Genomic DNA, 16,555 nt, shown 5'->3' with positions numbered 1-16,555 from the left:
AGTATCGAAACAAGTGCGATGGATGATTTGTTTCGCCCTCCATTGAAGGATGTAATCAGTGCACATTCTTCCTGCCTTCGGAAGACACAAAAACAATAACTGTCCTTCTGTACCCCACCGGGCGCAGAAAAGGAGTGCACGATGCAACCTTCGGTAAAAGCCCTGCTTGCCCTCACCTGCATGACCCTGAGCAGCGTCAGCCTTGGCGCCCAGACCCTGACCATCGCCACCGTCAACAACAGCGACATGATCCGCATGCAAAAGCTCTCGAAAACCTTCGAAGCCGAGCACCCGGACATCAAGCTCAATTGGGTGGTCCTCGAAGAAAACGTTCTGCGCCAGCGCCTGACCACCGACATTGCCACCCAGGGCGGACAGTTCGACGTGCTGACCATTGGCATGTACGAAGCCGCACTCTGGGGCGCCAAGGGCTGGCTGGAGCCGATGAATAATCTGCCTGCCAGCTATGCCCTCGACGACGTGTTCCCGTCGGTGCGCGAAGGCCTGTCGGTGAAGGGTTCGCTGTATGCCCTGCCGTTCTACGCCGAAAGCTCGATCACCTATTACCGCACCGACCTGTTCAAGGACGCGGGCCTGAGCATGCCCGAGCGCCCGACCTGGGAACAGATCAGCGAATTCGCCGGCAAGCTCACCAATAAAGACAAGGAACAGTACGGCATCTGCCTGCGTGGCAAGGCCGGCTGGGGCGAGAACATGGCGTTGGTCACCACTGTTGCCAACGCCTATGGCGCGCGCTGGTTCGACGAAAAGTGGCAAGCGGAATTCACCGGCTCCGAGTGGAAAAACGCGCTGAACCTCTACGTCGACACCATGAAAAAATCTGGTCCGCCGGGCGCGTCGAGCAACGGTTTCAATGAAAACCTGGCGTTGTTCAACAGCGGTAAATGCGCGATCTGGGTCGATGCCAGCGTCGCCGGCTCGTTCGTCACCGACAAGACCCAGAGCAAGGTCGCCGATCACGTCGGTTTCACCTTCGCGCCACATCAAGTCACGGACAAGGGCTCGGCCTGGCTGTACTCCTGGGCGCTGGCCATTCCGACCAGTTCCAAGGCCAAGGACGCGGCGAAAACCTTCAGTGCCTGGGCCACTTCCAGGGAATACAGCGCGCTTGTCGCGGAAAAAGACGGCATCGCCAATGTGCCGCCGGGCACCCGCGCCTCCACCTACAGCGAGGCGTACATGAACGCGGCGCCGTTCGCCAGGGTCACGCTGGAGTCGCTCAAGGCAGCGGACCCGGGCACGCCCGGGGTAAGGCCGGTGCCTTACATCGGTATTCAGTTGGTGACCATTCCCGAGTTCCAGGGCATTGGCACGCAGGTTGGCAAGTCCTTCTCTGCGGCGCTGATCGGTCAGACCACGGTCGACCAGGCGTTGGCGGCGGCCCAGCAAACCACTGAGCGCGAAATGAAGCGCGCGGGTTATCCCAAGTAACCCCGACGCCCCCTTGCTCCTGCCTTCTGTGGGAGCGAGCCTGCTCGCGAATAGGTCGGTAAAACCGACGCATTTTCGTGACTGAAACATCGCTTTCGCGAGCAGGCTCGCTCCCACAGTTGATCTTCATCGCCTGTACCCAATCGGTTTAACGCCATGAATACTTCAACTGCCAAAGCCCACATCGACCTGTCGCAACCCCAGCGTAAAACCCGCGTGGCCAACCCCGGCTGGTTTCTGGTCAGCCCTTCGGTGGCGTTGTTGCTGCTGTGGATGGTCGTCCCCCTGGGCATGACCCTGTACTTTTCGATGATCCGCTACAACTTGCTCAATCCTGGCGAGAACGAATTCGTCGGGCTGGAGAACTTCACTTATTTCCTGACTGATTCCGGGTTCCTGCCCGGCGCCACCAACACCCTGTTGCTGGTGGGCAGCGTGCTGCTGATCAGTGTGGTGTTCGGCGTACTGATCAGTGCCTTGCTGGAGGCCAGTGAGTTTTTCGGTCGCGGTATCGTGCGGGTGATGCTGATCTCGCCGTTTTTCATCATGCCCACCGTCGGCGCGCTGATCTGGAAAAACCTGATATTCCATCCGGTGTCGGGGATTCTCGCCTACATCTGGAAGCTGTTTGGCGCGCAACCGGTGGACTGGCTGGCACACTACCCGCTGCTATCGATCATCATCATTGTCTCGTGGCAATGGCTGCCCTTCGCGATCCTGATCCTGATGACCGCCATGCAGTCCCTCGACCAGGAACAGAAGGAAGCCGCGCGTCTGGACGGCGCCGGGCCCATCGCGATCTTCTGGCACCTGACCCTGCCGCACCTGGCGCGGCCGATTGCGGTGGTGGTGATGATCGAAACCATCTTCCTGCTCTCGGTGTTCGCCGAAATCTTCACCACCACCAACGGCGGCCCGGGCTACGCCTCGACCAACCTCGCCTACCTGATCTACAACCAGGCGCTGGTGCAGTTCGACGTCGGCATGGCCTCGGCAGGCGGCCTGATTGCCGTGGTCATCGCCAACATCGCCGCGATCATTCTGGTGCGGATGATCGGCAAAAACCTGACCGACAAAGCCTGAGGCCTGCCATGACTCTTCAACAAACCCGTCGTTTGCAAAGCCTGCTGCTCGGTACGCTGGCCTGGGCCATCGCGATCCTGATTTTCTTCCCGATCTTCTGGATGGTACTGACCAGTTTCAAGACCGAAATCGATGCCTTCGCCACGCCGCCGCAGTTCGTTTTCATGCCGACACTGGAGAACTACCTGCACATCAACGAGCGCAGCGACTACTTCAGTTTCGCCTGGAACTCGGTGGTGATTTCCTTCAGCGCCACGGCCCTGTGCCTGCTGATCGCGGTGCCCGCGGCCTACTCCATGGCGTTCTACGAAACCCAACGCACCCGAGGCACGCTGCTGTGGATGCTCTCGACCAAAATGCTGCCGCCGGTGGGCGTACTGATGCCGATCTATCTGCTGGCCAAGAGTTTCGGCCTGCTCGATACACGCATTGCCTTGATCGTCATCTACACGCTGATCAACCTGCCGATCGTGGTCTGGATGATTTACACCTACTTCAAGGACATTCCCAGGGACATCCTCGAAGCCGCCCGGCTGGACGGCGCGACGCTGGCGCAGGAGATGCTCCGGGTGTTGCTGCCCATCGCCAAGGGCGGCCTGGCGTCCACGGTGCTGCTGTCGCTGATCCTGTGCTGGAACGAGGCGTTCTGGTCGCTGAACCTGACCTCGTCGAAAGCCGCGCCACTGACCGCGTTGATCGCCTCTTATTCGAGCCCCGAAGGGTTGTTCTGGGCCAAGTTGTCGGCGGTCTCGACCCTGGCCTGTGCGCCGATCCTGATCTTCGGCTGGATCAGCCAGAAACAACTGGTACGCGGCCTGTCGTTCGGCGCCGTGAAATGAATACCCCGGCTATTGGAACCCATGTGGGAGCGAGCCTGCTCGCGAAGGACGTGAACGCTGACGCGGCCTGTCTGGAGAAACGCGTCGCCTGACAATTTTTCGCGAGCAGGCTCGCTCCCACAAATTAATCCATCCGGTTTAACCCGAATAAAAACAAACGGAGGCCCATCACCATGGCCAACCTGAGAATCAAGAATCTGCAAAAAGGCTTCGAAGGCTTTTCCATCATCAAGGGCATCGACCTGGAAGTGAACGACAAGGAATTCGTGGTTTTCGTCGGCCCTTCGGGCTGCGGCAAATCCACCCTGCTGCGTTTGATCGCGGGGCTGGAGGAAGTCAGCGGCGGCACCATCGAACTCGATGGCCGCGACATCACCGAAGTGAGCCCGGCCAAGCGCGATCTGGCGATGGTGTTCCAGACCTACGCCCTGTACCCCCACATGAGCGTGCGCAAGAACATGTCGTTCGCCCTCGACCTGGCCGGTGTGGCGAAAGCCGAAGTGGAGAAAAAGGTCAGCGAAGCGGCGCGCATCCTTGAGCTGGGGCCGATGCTGGAGCGCAAACCCAAGCAACTGTCCGGCGGCCAGCGCCAACGCGTGGCGATTGGCCGGGCCATCGTGCGCAACCCGAAAATCTTCCTGTTCGACGAACCGCTGTCCAACCTCGATGCCGCCCTGCGCGTGCAGATGCGCCTGGAGCTGGCGCGGCTGCACAAGGAACTGCAGGCGACCATGATCTACGTGACCCACGACCAGGTCGAGGCCATGACCCTGGCGGACAAGGTTGTCGTGTTGAATGGCGGCAAGGTCGAACAGGTCGGCTCGCCACTGGAGTTGTATCACCAGCCGGCCAACCTGTTTGTCGCGGGGTTTCTGGGCACGCCGAAAATGGGCTTTCTCAAAGGCAAGGTCACCCGCACCGACAGCCAGGGCTGCGAAGTGCAACTGGACGCGGGAACCCGCATCAGTCTGCCGTTGAACGGCGGCCGTCTGAGCGTTGGCGGTGCGGTGACGCTGGGCATTCGCCCGGAGCATCTGGAACTGGCCAAACCGGGCGACTGCACCTTGCAGGTCACCGCCGATGTCAGCGAACGCCTGGGCAGCGACACGTTCTGCCACGTCCAGACTTCGTCCGGTGAACCCCTGACCCTGCGTGTTCGCGGCGATCTGGCTAGCCGCTACGGTGAAACCCTGAGCCTGCACCTGGATGCGCAACACTGCCATTTGTTCGATGCCGACGGCGTGGCGTTGACCCGCCCGTTGCGCATTGCTGCCTGACTTCAGAGAGCTCGCGATGAAACTCAACCAACACAACCTCAACCGCCTCGCGCCAGAAGTGGTCCTGCCCGCCTACGCGTTGGGCGATACCCGCCAAGGCATCGCGCACATTGGTGTCGGCGGTTTCCATCGCGCCCATCAGGCGTTTTACACCGATGCGCTGATGAACACCGGAGAAGGTCTGGACTGGGCCATTTGTGGCGTCGGCTTGCGCGTCGAGGACCGGCGCGCCCGTGACGATCTCAAGGATCAGGACTACCTGTTCACCCTGTTCGAACTTGGTGATGGCAACGACACCGAAGTCCGGGTGATCGGGGCCGTGCGCGACATGCTGCTGGCTGAAGACGGCGTCCAGGCGTTGATCGACAAATTGGCCAGCCCCGAGATCCGCATCGTCTCGCTGACCATCACCGAAGGCGGCTACTGCATCGACGACAGCACCGGTGAGTTCATGGCGCACTTGCCGCCAATCCAGCATGACCTGGCGCACCCGGACGCCCCGACAACGGTGTTCGGCTTCCTCTGTGCCGCACTGGCCAGGCGCCGCGCCGCCGGCACAACGGCCTTCACCCTGATGTCCTGCGATAACCTGCCGCACAACGGTGCCGTCACCCGCAAGGCCTTGCTGGCGTTCGCCGCGTTGCACGATGCCGATCTGCGGGACTGGATCGAGCGCAACGTGAGCTTTCCCAACGCCATGGTCGATCGCATCACACCGATGACCAGCACCGAACACCGCCTGCAACTGGCCGACAAGCACGGGGTGGACGATGCCTGGCCGGTGGTCTGCGAACCCTTCGTGCAGTGGGTGCTGGAAGACAAATTCGTCAACGGCCGCCCGGCCTGGGAAAAGGTTGGCGTGCAGTTCACCGACGACGTTACGCCTTACGAAGAAATGAAGATCAAGCTGCTCAACGGCAGTCATCTGGCGCTGACGTACCTGGGGTTCCTGAAGGGTTACCGTTTCGTCCACGAAACCATGAACGATCCGCTGTTCGTGCGTTACATGCGCGCCTACATGGACCTCGACGTGACGCCGCAACTGTCGGCGGTGCCGGGAATTGACCTGACCGAGTACAAAAACACCCTGGTGGCGCGTTTCTCCAATCAGGCGATTGCCGATCAGCTGGAGCGGGTGTGTTCGGACGGTTCGTCAAAGTTTCCGAAGTTCACCGTCCCCACCATCAACCGCCTGATCGCCGATGGCCGCGAGACCCGGCGCGCGGCATTGGTGGTGGCGGCGTGGGCGCTGTACCTCAAGGGTGTTGATGAGCAGGGCGAGACCTACACGATACCGGACCCGCGGGCGGCATTCTGCCAGGCGCTGGTGGCCGATGATGTGCTGATTACCCAGCGCTTGCTGGCGGTCGAGGAGATTTTTGGTACGGCCATTGCGCGCTCGCCGGAGTTTGTCGTGGCGTTCGAGTGGTGTTGCAACAGTTTGCGCGAGGTGGGGGTGTCGCGGACTCTGGAGCGGGTGTTGGCGTAAGCCCTGCGGTAAGGCGGCCTGACAGGCAGCGGTGAAACTGAATCCAGACTTGTATCGAGCTGACGACCAAGGATCCTCCATGACAACCCGACAAACTTTCCTCGGCATCGACTGCGGCACCCAGGGCACCAAAGCCATCATCCTCGACGCGGCCAGTGGTGAAGTGCTCGGCCAGGGAGCTGCCAGCCACAGCCTGATCAGCGCTGCCAATGGCCGCCGCGAACAGGACACCCAACAGTGGCTGGACGCCTTCACCAGCGCCACCCGCCGCGCCTTGCTCGCGGCCAGCGTCGACGGCCAGTCGATCCTCGGCATTGGCGTGTCCGGCCAGCAACATGGCCTGGTGCTGCTCGACGATCAGGGCCAGGTGCTGCGGCCGGCCAAACTCTGGTGCGACACTGAAACCACCCCGGAGAACGAGCGCCTGCTGGCCCACCTGGGTGGCGAAAAGGCTTCGCTGAAACGCCTCGGTGTGGTCATCGCGCCGGGCTACACCCTGTCCAAGTTGTTATGGACCAAAGAGCAGCATCCCGGGGTGTTTTCCCGTATCGCCCGCATTTTGCTGCCCCACGACTACCTCAACCATTGGCTGACCGGGCGCAGTTGCAGCGAATACGGCGATGCCTCGGGCACCGGGTATTTCAATGTGCGTACGCGCCAGTGGGATGTGCAACTGTTGCGTGACGTCGACCCGAGTGGACGCCTGCAAGCCGCCCTGCCGGAGCTGATCGATGCCCACCAGGCGGTCGGCACGATTCTGCCGGGCATTGCCGAACACCTGGGTATCAACCCGCAGGCACTGGTGTCCAGTGGCGGCGGCGATAACATGATGGGCGCCATCGGTACCGGCAACATCCAGACCGGTGCAATCACCATGAGCCTCGGTTCGTCAGGCACGGTGTACGCCTATGCCGATCGGCCGAACGTTGTACCGGATCCGGCGGTTGCCACGTTCTGTTCTTCAAGCGGTGGCTGGCTGCCTTTGGTCTGCACCATGAACCTGACCAATGCCACCGGACTGATTCGTGACCTGCTGGATCTCGACATCGATCAGTTCAACGCGCTCGTTGCCAGTGCGCCGATCGGTGCCGACGGTGTGAGCATGCTGCCGTTCTTCAACGGCGAGCGGGTGCCCGCCCTGCCCCATGCCAGCGCCAGCCTCTCAGGCTTGACCATGACCAACCTGACCCGGGCCAACCTGTGCCGCGCGGTGGTCGAAGGCACGACGTTCGGATTGCGTTACGGACTGGACCTGCTACGCCACAATGGCTTACAAAGCCGCAGCATTTGCCTGATCGGCGGCGGCTCGAAAAGTGCGGTCTGGCGACAAATCGTCGCCGACACCATGAATACGCCGGTGGTCTGCACCGAACAAAGCGAGGCCGCGGCCCTTGGCGCAGCGATTCAGGCCGCCTGGTGCGTATCCCGGGCCAACGAGCGCGAAGACAGCCTGGCGGATTTGTGCGAACGCTGCGTAAAACTCGACCCGGCCAGTGAAACCCTGCCGGTTGACGAGAATGTGCAAGCCTGCCAGCAGGCTTATGAACGCTATCGACAGCATGTCGCAACCCAATTTCAAGAGTGAACGACTATGTATCTGGTGTGTGGCGAAGCGCTGTTCGATTTTTTCAGTGAAAACGACGCCAGCGGTATGGCGTCCAAAGTGAATTTCAAAGCCATTGCCGGTGGCTCGCCGTTCAACGTGGCAGTGGGATTGCGCCGGTTGGGCGTGGACTCGGCACTGTTGGCCGGGTTGTCCACCGACTACCTGGGCCGGCGCTTGTTGCAGGTGTTGCAAGAAGAAGGCGTGCGCCAGGAGTTCCTGCTGGATTTCGCCGCACCGACCACCCTGGCGATGGTCGCGGTCGGGGCCAATGGCTCGCCGCAGTACAGCTTCCGGGGCGAAGGCTGCGCGGATCGACAATTGCAAGCGGAGCACCTGCCGGCACTCGGGCCTGAGGTGCGCGGCCTGCATGTCGGCTCGTTTTCCCTGGTGGTGCAACCGATTGCCGACACCCTATTGGCATTGGTGCGCCGGGAAAGCGGCAAGCGCCTGATCAGCCTCGATCCGAACGTGCGCCTGAACCCGGAGCCGGACATTGAACTGTGGCGCAAGCGGATCGCGACCCTGGTAGAGCTGGCTGACCTGATCAAGGTCAGCGACGAGGATCTGCATCTGTTGTATCCCGGCCAGGACCCGGCGCAGGTGATCGAGGGCTGGTTGTTGCACCGCTGTCAGTTGGTATTCCTGACCCGGGGTGGCGAAGGCGCGAGCGTGTTCAGCCGGGCTCATGGTTCGTGGTCGGCTCCCGCCCGTCCGGTAAAAATCGCCGACACCGTGGGTGCGGGCGATACCTTCCAGGCGGCGCTGATCACCTGGCTGACCGAACAGCAGCTGGATTCGGTGGAGGGTGTGAAGCAACTTGGCCGCGAGCAGATCGATTGCATGCTGAAGTTCGCGGTGCAGGCCGCCGCGTTGACGTGCAGCAAGACCGGGCCGGATTTGCCTTATCGGCAGCAGTTGGATCTGCGCTGAGTTCAAGGGACTCTTCGCGAGCAGGCTCGCTTGTATGTTTAGACTTGAAGGGGTGGGCGGGACTAAAAGCTCGATTCCGACTCTAGCCAGTACGGACCGTGGGAGACTTCTCGTTCCGCCCTTTCTACCTAAAGCGCCGATAAGGAATTCATCGGTTAATACCGACGATAGAGGCAAGCCAGCGCTACGGTAGACCCCGACAAGCACTTAAACCCTAGCTCCGAGGATTCGTCATGACAATCCTTACCTCGCCAACGGTGGTTGGTGTCGATGTGGCCAAGGCAGAAATCGTCGTTTACCGCGAAGATCTGAAAATCACTCAGTTCATCAACAACGATCGCACAGCTATTGGGCGCTGGCTCAAATCCCTGCCGGCGCAAAGCTCGATTGCCTTGGAAGCCACCAGTCTCTACCACCTGGATACCGCTGAACTGGCCCATGGCATGGGGCACCGAGTTTATGTTGTGGACCCTTATCGGGTGAGCCACTACCGCGAAAGCATTGGCCAGCGAGCAAAAACCGACCCCTGTGATGCGCGTTTGCTGGCACGTTACCTGACCAGTGAGCAGGATCGGCTTCGCATCTGGAATCCACCTCCGAAGCTCTACACCGTGTTGAAAAGCCTCCTCAACAAACGTGCAGAACTGATGAAAGCCCGGGTTAGCATCATGCTGAGTTGGTCGAGTGAGCCCCTTCTCAAAGACCTTCTGGCCCAAGAGCTGGAGCACTTCAAACAGACTGATCAGGCTATTCAGAAATTGCTGCGCAAAGCCAGCCAAGAGGCCGGGATCACCGAAAACATCAGGCGTTGTCAAGCGATTGAAGGGATTGGCGAACTCACGGCCACCGGTCTGGCAGCCACTTTTATGCGTGGTCAATTCGCCAGTGCCGATGCGTTTATTGCCTTTTTGGGAATGGACCTGAGGCCGAAGGACTCAGGAAAGAAGCACAGTCCGCGCCACTTGAGCAAAAAAGGCGATGGGGAGCTGCGGCGTCTTGCGCACAATGCAGCAATGGCGGCTTGCCGGTCTCCCGTCTGGAAACCGCTCTATGAGTCTTACTTGGCAAGAGGCCTGGCCAGAACTCAGGCTCTGGTCATCCTCGCCCGCAAGCTCTGTCGGGTGGCATTCGCCCTCATGAAAAATCAGAGCGAATACCAGCCAAATTTAAGGCTGCAGGGTTCCCCTGCAACATAGAATCTCCCACATTGGATCCCTGTCGGGCATAAAATTTGATTTCAGCATCGCCCTACTGTGGGAGCGAGCCTGCTCGCGATGACTTTCTATCAGGCGCCCGATGGTCTTAACTGATACACAGGATTGCGCAATCGCGACGGGCGGCGTTTAGCCGGGTTAACCCTCGCTTAACCGTGCGGTCCAACACTTCACTGGACCGCACGCCCTCAGACTGTTCTGACGCCCAGTGCGGCAAGTTCGACAAGCCACACATCGAACTGACTTTCCGTCCGCACCGGAGATCGCTGATGAACACTCGCACCTTGCTGGTTACCACTGCCCTCGCCTGCACCGCGTTTGCCGGCCTGGCCCAGGCCAATGACACCACTGCCTCTCAAGCCGTGCCCTATCACTACGGCATGCCATTGCATGTCAGCAAAGTGATTTCATTGACCGAGCCCGACACCCTCGAGTGCAAAGTGGTGAAGGCCGACATGAAGTACATCGATGACAGGGGACAACCTGCAGAAATCACCTACCGCAAACTTTCCGACGCCTGCGAGAACCAAGGCTGACCGAAACGTCTGATTTGGTATCCGGCGGTATTCCTCAGAGAGTTGAGGCGCTATGCTCTAGCGCCTCCCTCACTGCCCGCAAGGATTGGCCATGCAGTTGTCGTTTCGCACCGTGTCCACGTTTACCGCCGTCTTGTGTCTTTTGCTGAGCCTGCTCTGGGGCCTGGCACCGCAATGGCTGTTGCCATTCTGGGATATCGAATTTTCATTCGCGTCGCAGTTGATCGCGCGACGCATCGCCGTGCTGTTCGCGGCGTTCAGCGTGATCTCTTGCCTGGTTCGTAACAGCCCCCCTTGTGCAACCCGCAATGCGCTCAGCCTCGGTTTCGTCGTCGGCTGCTGGGGGTTGGCCGTACTGGGATTTGGCGAATGGCTCAACGGCAATGTCGGGCCGGGCATCTTGCTGGCCGTCGGACTTGAACTGGCGCTGGGCCTGGCGTTCTTCCAGACCCGGCGCGTATCGGTGGAACTCGAAACCGCAGGTTAAAGCGCCTTGCCCAGCATCGAGTGCGGCTCGACCTCCAGGTGGTGCTGTCGGGAGCGCAGTTGGGCAATCAACTCGTTTATTTCCCGACAACCATTGAGTCCGGAGGCATCGATGCCGCTGACCAATAGATCCAGGTGATCGGTTTGCCCGTCGGTATAGATTTTGACGGTCATCGACAGATCCGGTGACAGCGTGCACTGGCAGCGCTTGGGTAGAAAACTGCTTTCGATGATGTTTCGAAGTTCCAGGGCAGAAAGAAACACGGCGACTCCCTCCTCTGTGAGACTGCCAATAACGGTCAATGCTCGCTCATATGAAACCCCGGCAAGCTTGAAGGACAGCTAGAGCATAAGACATGTCCCGAATTTCGCTGTGCAGCTCATCGGCAATTCAAGGGTTCAGGCAAGGCATATGTAAAATCTGCAATTTGCACACTGGACGCCCCGGGTTTGCATTCACTGCACACGACAGTGAAAATGCCGCCCTTCACTTCAAGCAAGGAGGCATCATGAGTTCTTTGACCGTTAACGCTGGCGTAGCGCTATTCGCACTGGGACTTGCCGGCGTGGCGCACGCCGCCAAACTCGAAGAAACCGCGCCCTATCCGAAGGCCGAAAGCGGGTTCACCCGTCAGGTGATTCACCTCGCGCCACAGACCCGGGAAGATGACTTCCAGGTCGAGATCCTGGCCGGCAAAACCATGACCTCAGACTGCAATCACCCGCGTCTGGGCGGCATCCTCGAGGAGAAGAACCTCGAAGGTTGGGGCTACCCGTTCTATCGCTTGGAAAAAGTCATTGGCCCGATGAGCACGCTGATGGCCTGCCCGGAAGGTACGAGCAAACAGGATTTCGTACCGGTGGTCGGTGACGGCTTCCTGCTGCGGTACAACAGCAAGCTGCCGCTCGTGCTGTACGTGCCCAAGGACATCGAAGTGCGCTACCGAATCTGGTCGGCGTCGGCCAAGGTCGAGAAAGCCATTCAGGAATGACCCGGCTATCCGGCGGACCCTTGCGGCGTCCGCTGGCGGCCTGCCCAAGTGTCATGCCGGGGTGCCACTCAAGGCGGCGCGCTCGGCCACATGCCCCAGGCTGTCGAAATTGATGTTGGCCCCTGAGTCGATGGCGACCAGGGTCTGACCACGAACCCCGCTTTGTGCCACATACTTCTTGATTCCGGCCACCGCCAGCGCGCCGGAAGGTTCGGTGATCGAGCGGGTATCGTCGTAGATATTCTTGATCGCAGCGCAAAGCTCATCGTTGCTGACCGTCACTACGTCATCGACGCAAAACCGGCAGACCTCGAAGCCGTAAGCGCCGATCTGCGCCACCGCCACCCCGTCGGCGAAGGTGCCGACGCTGGGCAGGCTAACTCGCTCACCTGCCAGCAACGCGGCTTGCAGGCACGCGGAATGTTCCGACTCGACGCCGATGATGCGTACTTCCGGTCGCAGGTATTTGACGTAGGCCGCGATACCCGCGATCAATCCACCGCCCCCCACCGGCACGAAGATCGCATCCAGCGGACCTTGGTGCTGGCGCAGGATTTCCATGGCCACAGTGCCTTGGCCCGCGATCACCTCGGGATCGTCGAAGGGCGAAACAAAGGTGCGACCGGTTTCCCCGGCCAGATCCAGTGCACAGGCCAGTGCAAACGGAAAACTTTCCCCGTGCAATACCGCATCGGCGCCACGACTGCGCACGCCGATGACCTTCAGTTGTGGCGTCGTGCAGGGCATGACGATGGTGGCGTTGATCCCCAGTTCCCGCGCGGCCAGGGCCACACCCTGGGCATGATTGCCGGCAGAAGCCGTGACCACGCCGCAAGCCTTTTGCGCTTCGCTCAGTTGCACCAGCTTGTTGTAGGCGCCGCGGATTTTGAAGGAAAAGGTCGGTTGCAAGTCTTCGCGCTTGAGCAGGATCTGGTTACCCAAGGCTTCAGACAACGCCGGTGCCGGTTGTAACGGCGTGCGCACCGCGAGTTCATACACCGGCGCGGCGAGGATTTTTTTGACGTAGCGTTCAAGCAGAGCTTGCTGATCGGTTGTAAAACTCATTGTCGTCTCCTGACGTTGATCGGGGCTCGGGAGACAGAAAGTAAAAACCCGCCTCCAGGGCGGGTTAGGTGCTGCAGTCGTGAGCTAGCCCGCCAAATGAGGAATGGCGGTAATAATGCTTGGCTGGCAGCGCAATACGGAGGAAGTCATGGCTCGAAATTAGCCGGGCGGTGGTGGCAAGTCAATGGCAAATTTGTGGGGGGCGCTATAGGCTGCAGATTCCAGTCATTGCCCAAGGAAGGAACACATGAATGCCATTGCCCTGCCCCTTAGCGCCCTGATCGCCTTTGCCGGCTATACCGTTTCGGTGATGCTCCAGTCCGAGCAGTCGCTGATCGATTTCGGTATCAGCCTGATGTCCAGGCCGGATACCGCACAGGTAGTAATCGATCTCTATCTGCTGGCGACTCTGGCGGGCATCTGGATGTACCAGGATGCGCGAAAGCGTGGGCAATCGGCGCTTTCAGTGGTGCCCTATCTATTGATCACCGCGATTTTTGTATCGATTGGACCATTGTTGTATCTGGTGGCGCGGGGACTACAGAATCAGAAAAATTTGTTGAAAGCCGGACAAGAGACCTGATCAGGAAATTGCAGCGTCTACAGGACCGCCTTCGCGAGCAGGCTCGGTCCCACAGGGGAATGCATTTCAAGTGTGGGAGCGGCGGAGCGGCCATGCGACTTGCTCGCGAAGGCGGCGTGTGAGTTTCACTTCAATCCGACTTTATACAAGCCACCATCCTCTTCATCGGTCAGCACATACAAATATCCATCCGGCCCCTGTCGCACATCGCGGATACGCTTTTTCATCCCCCCGAGCAATCGCTCCTCGTGCACCACCTTGTCGCCCTGGAACTCCAGGCGAATCAGTTCCTGACTGGCCAGCGCGCCGATAAACACGTTGCCCTGCCACGCCTTGAAACGGTCGGCATCGTAGAACGCCATGCCACTCAGGCCCGGAGACTTTTCCCATACATGGTTCGGGGCGACAGTGCCTTCGACGACTTCGCCCCTGGCTTCGGGAATCGGCAGGCCCGAGTAGTTGATGCCATGGGTCGCCAACGGCCAGCCGTAATTCTTGCCGCGCTCGATGATGTTGATTTCATCGCCGCCCCGAGGGCCGTGCTCGTTTTCCCACAGCGTGCCGTTCCACGGGTTGAGCGCCGCGCCTTGCGGATTACGCTGCCCGTAGGACCAGATTTCCGGGCGCACGTTGGCCTGGCCGACAAAAGGGTTGTCCCTGGGCACCGTGCCGTCCGGGTAGATTCGCACCACTTTGCCTTGCAGTTTGTCGAGGTCCTGAGCGGTTATGCGGTCGTTGTTTTCCCCCAGAGTCACGAACAGATAACCGTCACGATCAAACACCAGCCGCGAGCCAAAATGGTTGCCGACCGAGAGTTTGGGCTCCTGGCGCAGGATCACCTGGAAATCCTTGAGTGCCGTCATGTCTTCGGAAAGCCGGCCGCGGCCCACCGCAGTACCGGCCTTGTTACCCTCACCACCCCCTTCGGCATAGGACAGGTAGACCATCCGGTCCTGTTTGAAATCCGGTGACAACGCCACGTCCAGCAAGCCGCCCTGCCCCTTGGCCCAGACCGTTGGCACGCCATTGAGCGGTGCCGACAGTTTGCCGTCGGTTGTGACCAGCCGCAGGTTGCCGGGGCGCTCGGTCACCAGCATGTCTTTGCGATCCGGCAGGAACGCCAGCGCCCAGGGGTGCTCCAGCCCGGTCACGACAGGAGTGACCTCAAGGGTGCCTTCTTCGCTTTTCATCGTCTGGGCGGGCGCGGCAAGCACAGCGGCAGTGGCGGTGATCAACGCGCCGGCACAGAGAATTGCCAACAGGTTTTTGCGCAACATGCACGATTCCTTTTCCGATCAACATGTGGTCTGCCGAAAAACAGCGGGCAGACGACCTGCATGCCACTCAAGGGATGTTGTTACCGATGTCTCTTGGGGGTGGGTTGGCAATGAATTTCGGTGGGCTGGCGGGAGCGCTCCGGTCGGGATAGCGATTACCGATGCCGCCGTTGTCCAGCGTCGGCGGGCGCGGGACTGGAACGGTATTCGGTCCGCGGATAACCGGGGCACTGGGTTGAGTGCCTTGCATGCTGTTGGGATTGGCCCGTTGAATCGGACTGTTGTAAGGGTTGCTGTTGGTGCGGCCTGGCAGGTTCTGGGCCAATTGCAACGAAGCAGAGGCATCGGCCTGTGCCTGAAGGCCCAGTATGGCACTCAAGGCCAGCGCAACGGCGCCAAACGCGTATCGGTTCATGGGGTGCCTCTCTACGTCGCGTGGATAAGGACTTCGATACCACGCTACGCCCGGGGTTCGGATTTGTTAACAAAAACCTCCCCGGGAATATGTAACAGAACACCTCTCAGATCAGAATGAAGACCGCCAGCAACCCGGCAAAGATCGACCATTTTTCGAGGTAGTAAAGCGTGCGGTTACGCTTTTTCAGTTGCTTGCCACGCAGGCGAATCCTGTAGATCCTGCCGAACAGTCGATTGAGCCCGCCGGTCCTGTCGCCCGCCTCGTTCGGCGCACCAGCGGCCGACATGACATTGCGGCTGAACCAGCGATTGAGTGCCGCTGCCCACCGATACTTCATCGGCCGCTCGACGTCGCAGAACAAAATGATGCGATTGTGCGGCGTGGTGTTCTCCGCGTAATGAATGAAGGTCTCATCGAACATCACCGCTTCGCCATCGCGCCAGTGGTAGTTCTGGCCATCGACATTGATGTAGCAACCGTCGGCGTTGGGAGTTTCCAGGCCCAGGTGATAGCGGTACGAACCGGCATACGGGTCACGGTGGCGCACCAGTCTGGAGCCCGGCGGCAACTCGGCGAACATCGCCGCCTTGATCGAGCCAATGCCTTGCACCAGCTCGGTGGTGCGCGGGCAGAGCTTCATGGCCGACGGGTGGCTGTCGCCGTACCACTTGAGATAGAAACGCTTCCAGCCGGTCTTGAAAAAAGAGTTGAAACCGACATCATCGAATTGATTCGAACGCTTGATCTCGCCGGCGTGAAGCAAGTTCCGGCCTTCGGCACGAATTTCTTCCCAGTGCGCCTGCAGCGGGCGCAGATCGGGGAAGTCGGCCGGGTCGAGATACGGTTTGCCGGGGATTTTCGAGAACAGATAAAGAAAGCAGTTGATCGGCGCCAGAAACGTCGAGTGATCACTCAACTGGCGACCCAGCTTATGGCGTACTTGACCACGCAGATGGACATACGCAATGGAGACAACGTAGATAAGGGCAATGATCAGCTTCACGGAAATCGTCACATGTCAGAAGTAAACAAACTGCGCCCTTTTCCGGTATGCCGGTCCCCAAGGCTTGTGCAGCGGTTGAATACGAAACAGTGGCCCTATGATGCCATCGAGTGGTTCCGATGGTCGGCATCCGGCCGATGGGCGGCATTTTAACCCCAGTTTGTAACCAATAGTTAACCTGCAACAGCGAAAATGTCATCGCTAGATCCGCCAAAGCGTTGCACGGGTCTCAACGCCCTATCGTTTAAAGAGCCAGACCAGTACAATCGCCGCCAAACTTTACGCGCCCCCAGGTTGAGAGCGGG

The 16,555-nt window shown here is 59.8% G+C and carries 17 protein-coding genes; 12 read left to right on the top strand and 5 right to left on the bottom strand.

The window, feature by feature from the left end; genetic code table 11:
• Window positions 1–141: 141 nt before the first annotated feature.
• The 10 genes from ACEN8E_RS12715 to ACEN8E_RS12670 all read left to right on the top strand — a co-directional run bounded on the left by ACEN8E_RS12715 (window position 142) and on the right by ACEN8E_RS12670 (window position 10,913).
• Window positions 142–1,452: an ABC transporter substrate-binding protein gene (locus tag ACEN8E_RS12715; RefSeq protein ID WP_495592910.1), complete on the top strand. Its 1,311-nt coding sequence runs from the start codon at window positions 142–144 to the stop codon at window positions 1,450–1,452.
• Window positions 1,453–1,608: 156 nt separating this feature from the next.
• Complete coding sequence (locus tag ACEN8E_RS12710) at window positions 1,609–2,535, top strand: carbohydrate ABC transporter permease (RefSeq protein ID WP_495592909.1); 927 nt, start codon at window positions 1,609–1,611, stop codon at window positions 2,533–2,535.
• An 8-nt stretch (window positions 2,536–2,543) separates the two neighbouring features.
• Window positions 2,544–3,374 carry a carbohydrate ABC transporter permease gene (locus tag ACEN8E_RS12705; RefSeq protein WP_495592908.1) on the top strand — a complete coding sequence of 277 codons (831 nt, stop codon included), beginning with the start codon at window positions 2,544–2,546 and terminating at the stop codon, window positions 3,372–3,374.
• A gap of 173 nt (window positions 3,375–3,547) precedes the next feature.
• A complete protein-coding gene (locus ACEN8E_RS12700; RefSeq protein ID WP_495592907.1) occupies window positions 3,548–4,651 on the top strand; it encodes an ABC transporter ATP-binding protein in 1,104 nt (367 codons plus the stop codon).
• 16 nt (window positions 4,652–4,667) lie between these two features.
• Window positions 4,668–6,140, top strand: a complete 1,473-nt coding sequence (locus ACEN8E_RS12695) for a mannitol dehydrogenase family protein (protein WP_495592906.1) — start codon at window positions 4,668–4,670, stop codon at window positions 6,138–6,140.
• Between the two features lie 79 nt (window positions 6,141–6,219).
• Window positions 6,220–7,725 (top strand): xylulokinase, encoded by a 1,506-nt coding sequence (gene xylB, locus ACEN8E_RS12690; RefSeq protein ID WP_495592905.1) that lies wholly within the window; start codon window positions 6,220–6,222, stop codon window positions 7,723–7,725.
• Window positions 7,726–7,731: 6 nt separating this feature from the next.
• Complete coding sequence (locus tag ACEN8E_RS12685; protein WP_495592904.1) at window positions 7,732–8,676, top strand: carbohydrate kinase family protein; 945 nt, start codon at window positions 7,732–7,734, stop codon at window positions 8,674–8,676.
• A 233-nt stretch (window positions 8,677–8,909) separates the two neighbouring features.
• The gene (locus ACEN8E_RS12680) at window positions 8,910–9,872 is read left to right on the top strand and encodes an IS110 family transposase (protein ID WP_495589505.1); all 963 of its coding nucleotides are present in this window, start codon (window positions 8,910–8,912) and stop codon (window positions 9,870–9,872) included.
• 287 nt (window positions 9,873–10,159) lie between these two features.
• Window positions 10,160–10,426, top strand: a complete 267-nt coding sequence (locus ACEN8E_RS12675; RefSeq protein WP_495592903.1) for a DUF2790 domain-containing protein — start codon at window positions 10,160–10,162, stop codon at window positions 10,424–10,426.
• 91 nt (window positions 10,427–10,517) lie between these two features.
• Window positions 10,518–10,913 carry a hypothetical protein gene (locus ACEN8E_RS12670; protein WP_495592902.1) on the top strand — a complete coding sequence of 132 codons (396 nt, stop codon included), beginning with the start codon at window positions 10,518–10,520 and terminating at the stop codon, window positions 10,911–10,913.
• Here the strand turns inward: ACEN8E_RS12670 and ACEN8E_RS12665 are convergent.
• Window positions 10,910–11,176, bottom strand: a complete 267-nt coding sequence (locus tag ACEN8E_RS12665; protein WP_495592901.1) for a DUF1652 domain-containing protein — start codon at window positions 11,174–11,176, stop codon at window positions 10,910–10,912. The genes ACEN8E_RS12670 and ACEN8E_RS12665 overlap by 4 nt on opposite strands.
• A 245-nt stretch (window positions 11,177–11,421) precedes the next feature.
• On the opposite strand from ACEN8E_RS12665, the gene eco reads away from it, so the two are divergent.
• Window positions 11,422–11,904 (top strand): serine protease inhibitor ecotin, encoded by a 483-nt coding sequence (eco, locus tag ACEN8E_RS12660; protein WP_495592900.1) that lies wholly within the window; start codon window positions 11,422–11,424, stop codon window positions 11,902–11,904.
• Window positions 11,905–11,955: 51 nt separating this feature from the next.
• Here eco and ilvA read toward each other — a convergent pair whose 3' ends face one another.
• Window positions 11,956–12,969 (bottom strand): threonine ammonia-lyase, biosynthetic, encoded by a 1,014-nt coding sequence (gene ilvA / locus ACEN8E_RS12655; RefSeq protein WP_495592899.1) that lies wholly within the window; start codon window positions 12,967–12,969, stop codon window positions 11,956–11,958.
• 247 nt (window positions 12,970–13,216) lie between these two features.
• Here ilvA and ACEN8E_RS12650 point away from each other — a divergent pair, with 247 nt between their 5' ends.
• Complete coding sequence (locus ACEN8E_RS12650) at window positions 13,217–13,552, top strand: DUF2834 domain-containing protein (RefSeq protein WP_495592898.1); 336 nt, start codon at window positions 13,217–13,219, stop codon at window positions 13,550–13,552.
• Between the two features lie 125 nt (window positions 13,553–13,677).
• Here the strand turns inward: ACEN8E_RS12650 and ACEN8E_RS12645 are convergent, their stop codons facing one another.
• From ACEN8E_RS12645 to lpxO, 3 genes are all read right to left on the bottom strand, one after another.
• The gene (locus tag ACEN8E_RS12645) at window positions 13,678–14,829 is read right to left on the bottom strand and encodes a PQQ-dependent sugar dehydrogenase (protein ID WP_495592897.1); all 1,152 of its coding nucleotides are present in this window, start codon (window positions 14,827–14,829) and stop codon (window positions 13,678–13,680) included.
• A gap of 67 nt (window positions 14,830–14,896) precedes the next feature.
• The gene (locus ACEN8E_RS12640; protein WP_495592896.1) at window positions 14,897–15,244 is read right to left on the bottom strand and encodes a hypothetical protein; all 348 of its coding nucleotides are present in this window, start codon (window positions 15,242–15,244) and stop codon (window positions 14,897–14,899) included.
• 106 nt (window positions 15,245–15,350) lie between these two features.
• Window positions 15,351–16,250, bottom strand: coding sequence for a lipid A hydroxylase LpxO (gene lpxO / locus ACEN8E_RS12635; RefSeq protein ID WP_495592895.1), 900 nt, complete (start codon window positions 16,248–16,250; stop codon window positions 15,351–15,353).
• Window positions 16,251–16,555 lie beyond the last annotated feature (305 nt).

This window comes from Pseudomonas sp. Pseusp9 (genome assembly GCF_059491265.1).
Note: the sequence above shows the minus strand (reverse complement) of the source record. Positions and strands in the feature narration are given on the sequence as shown.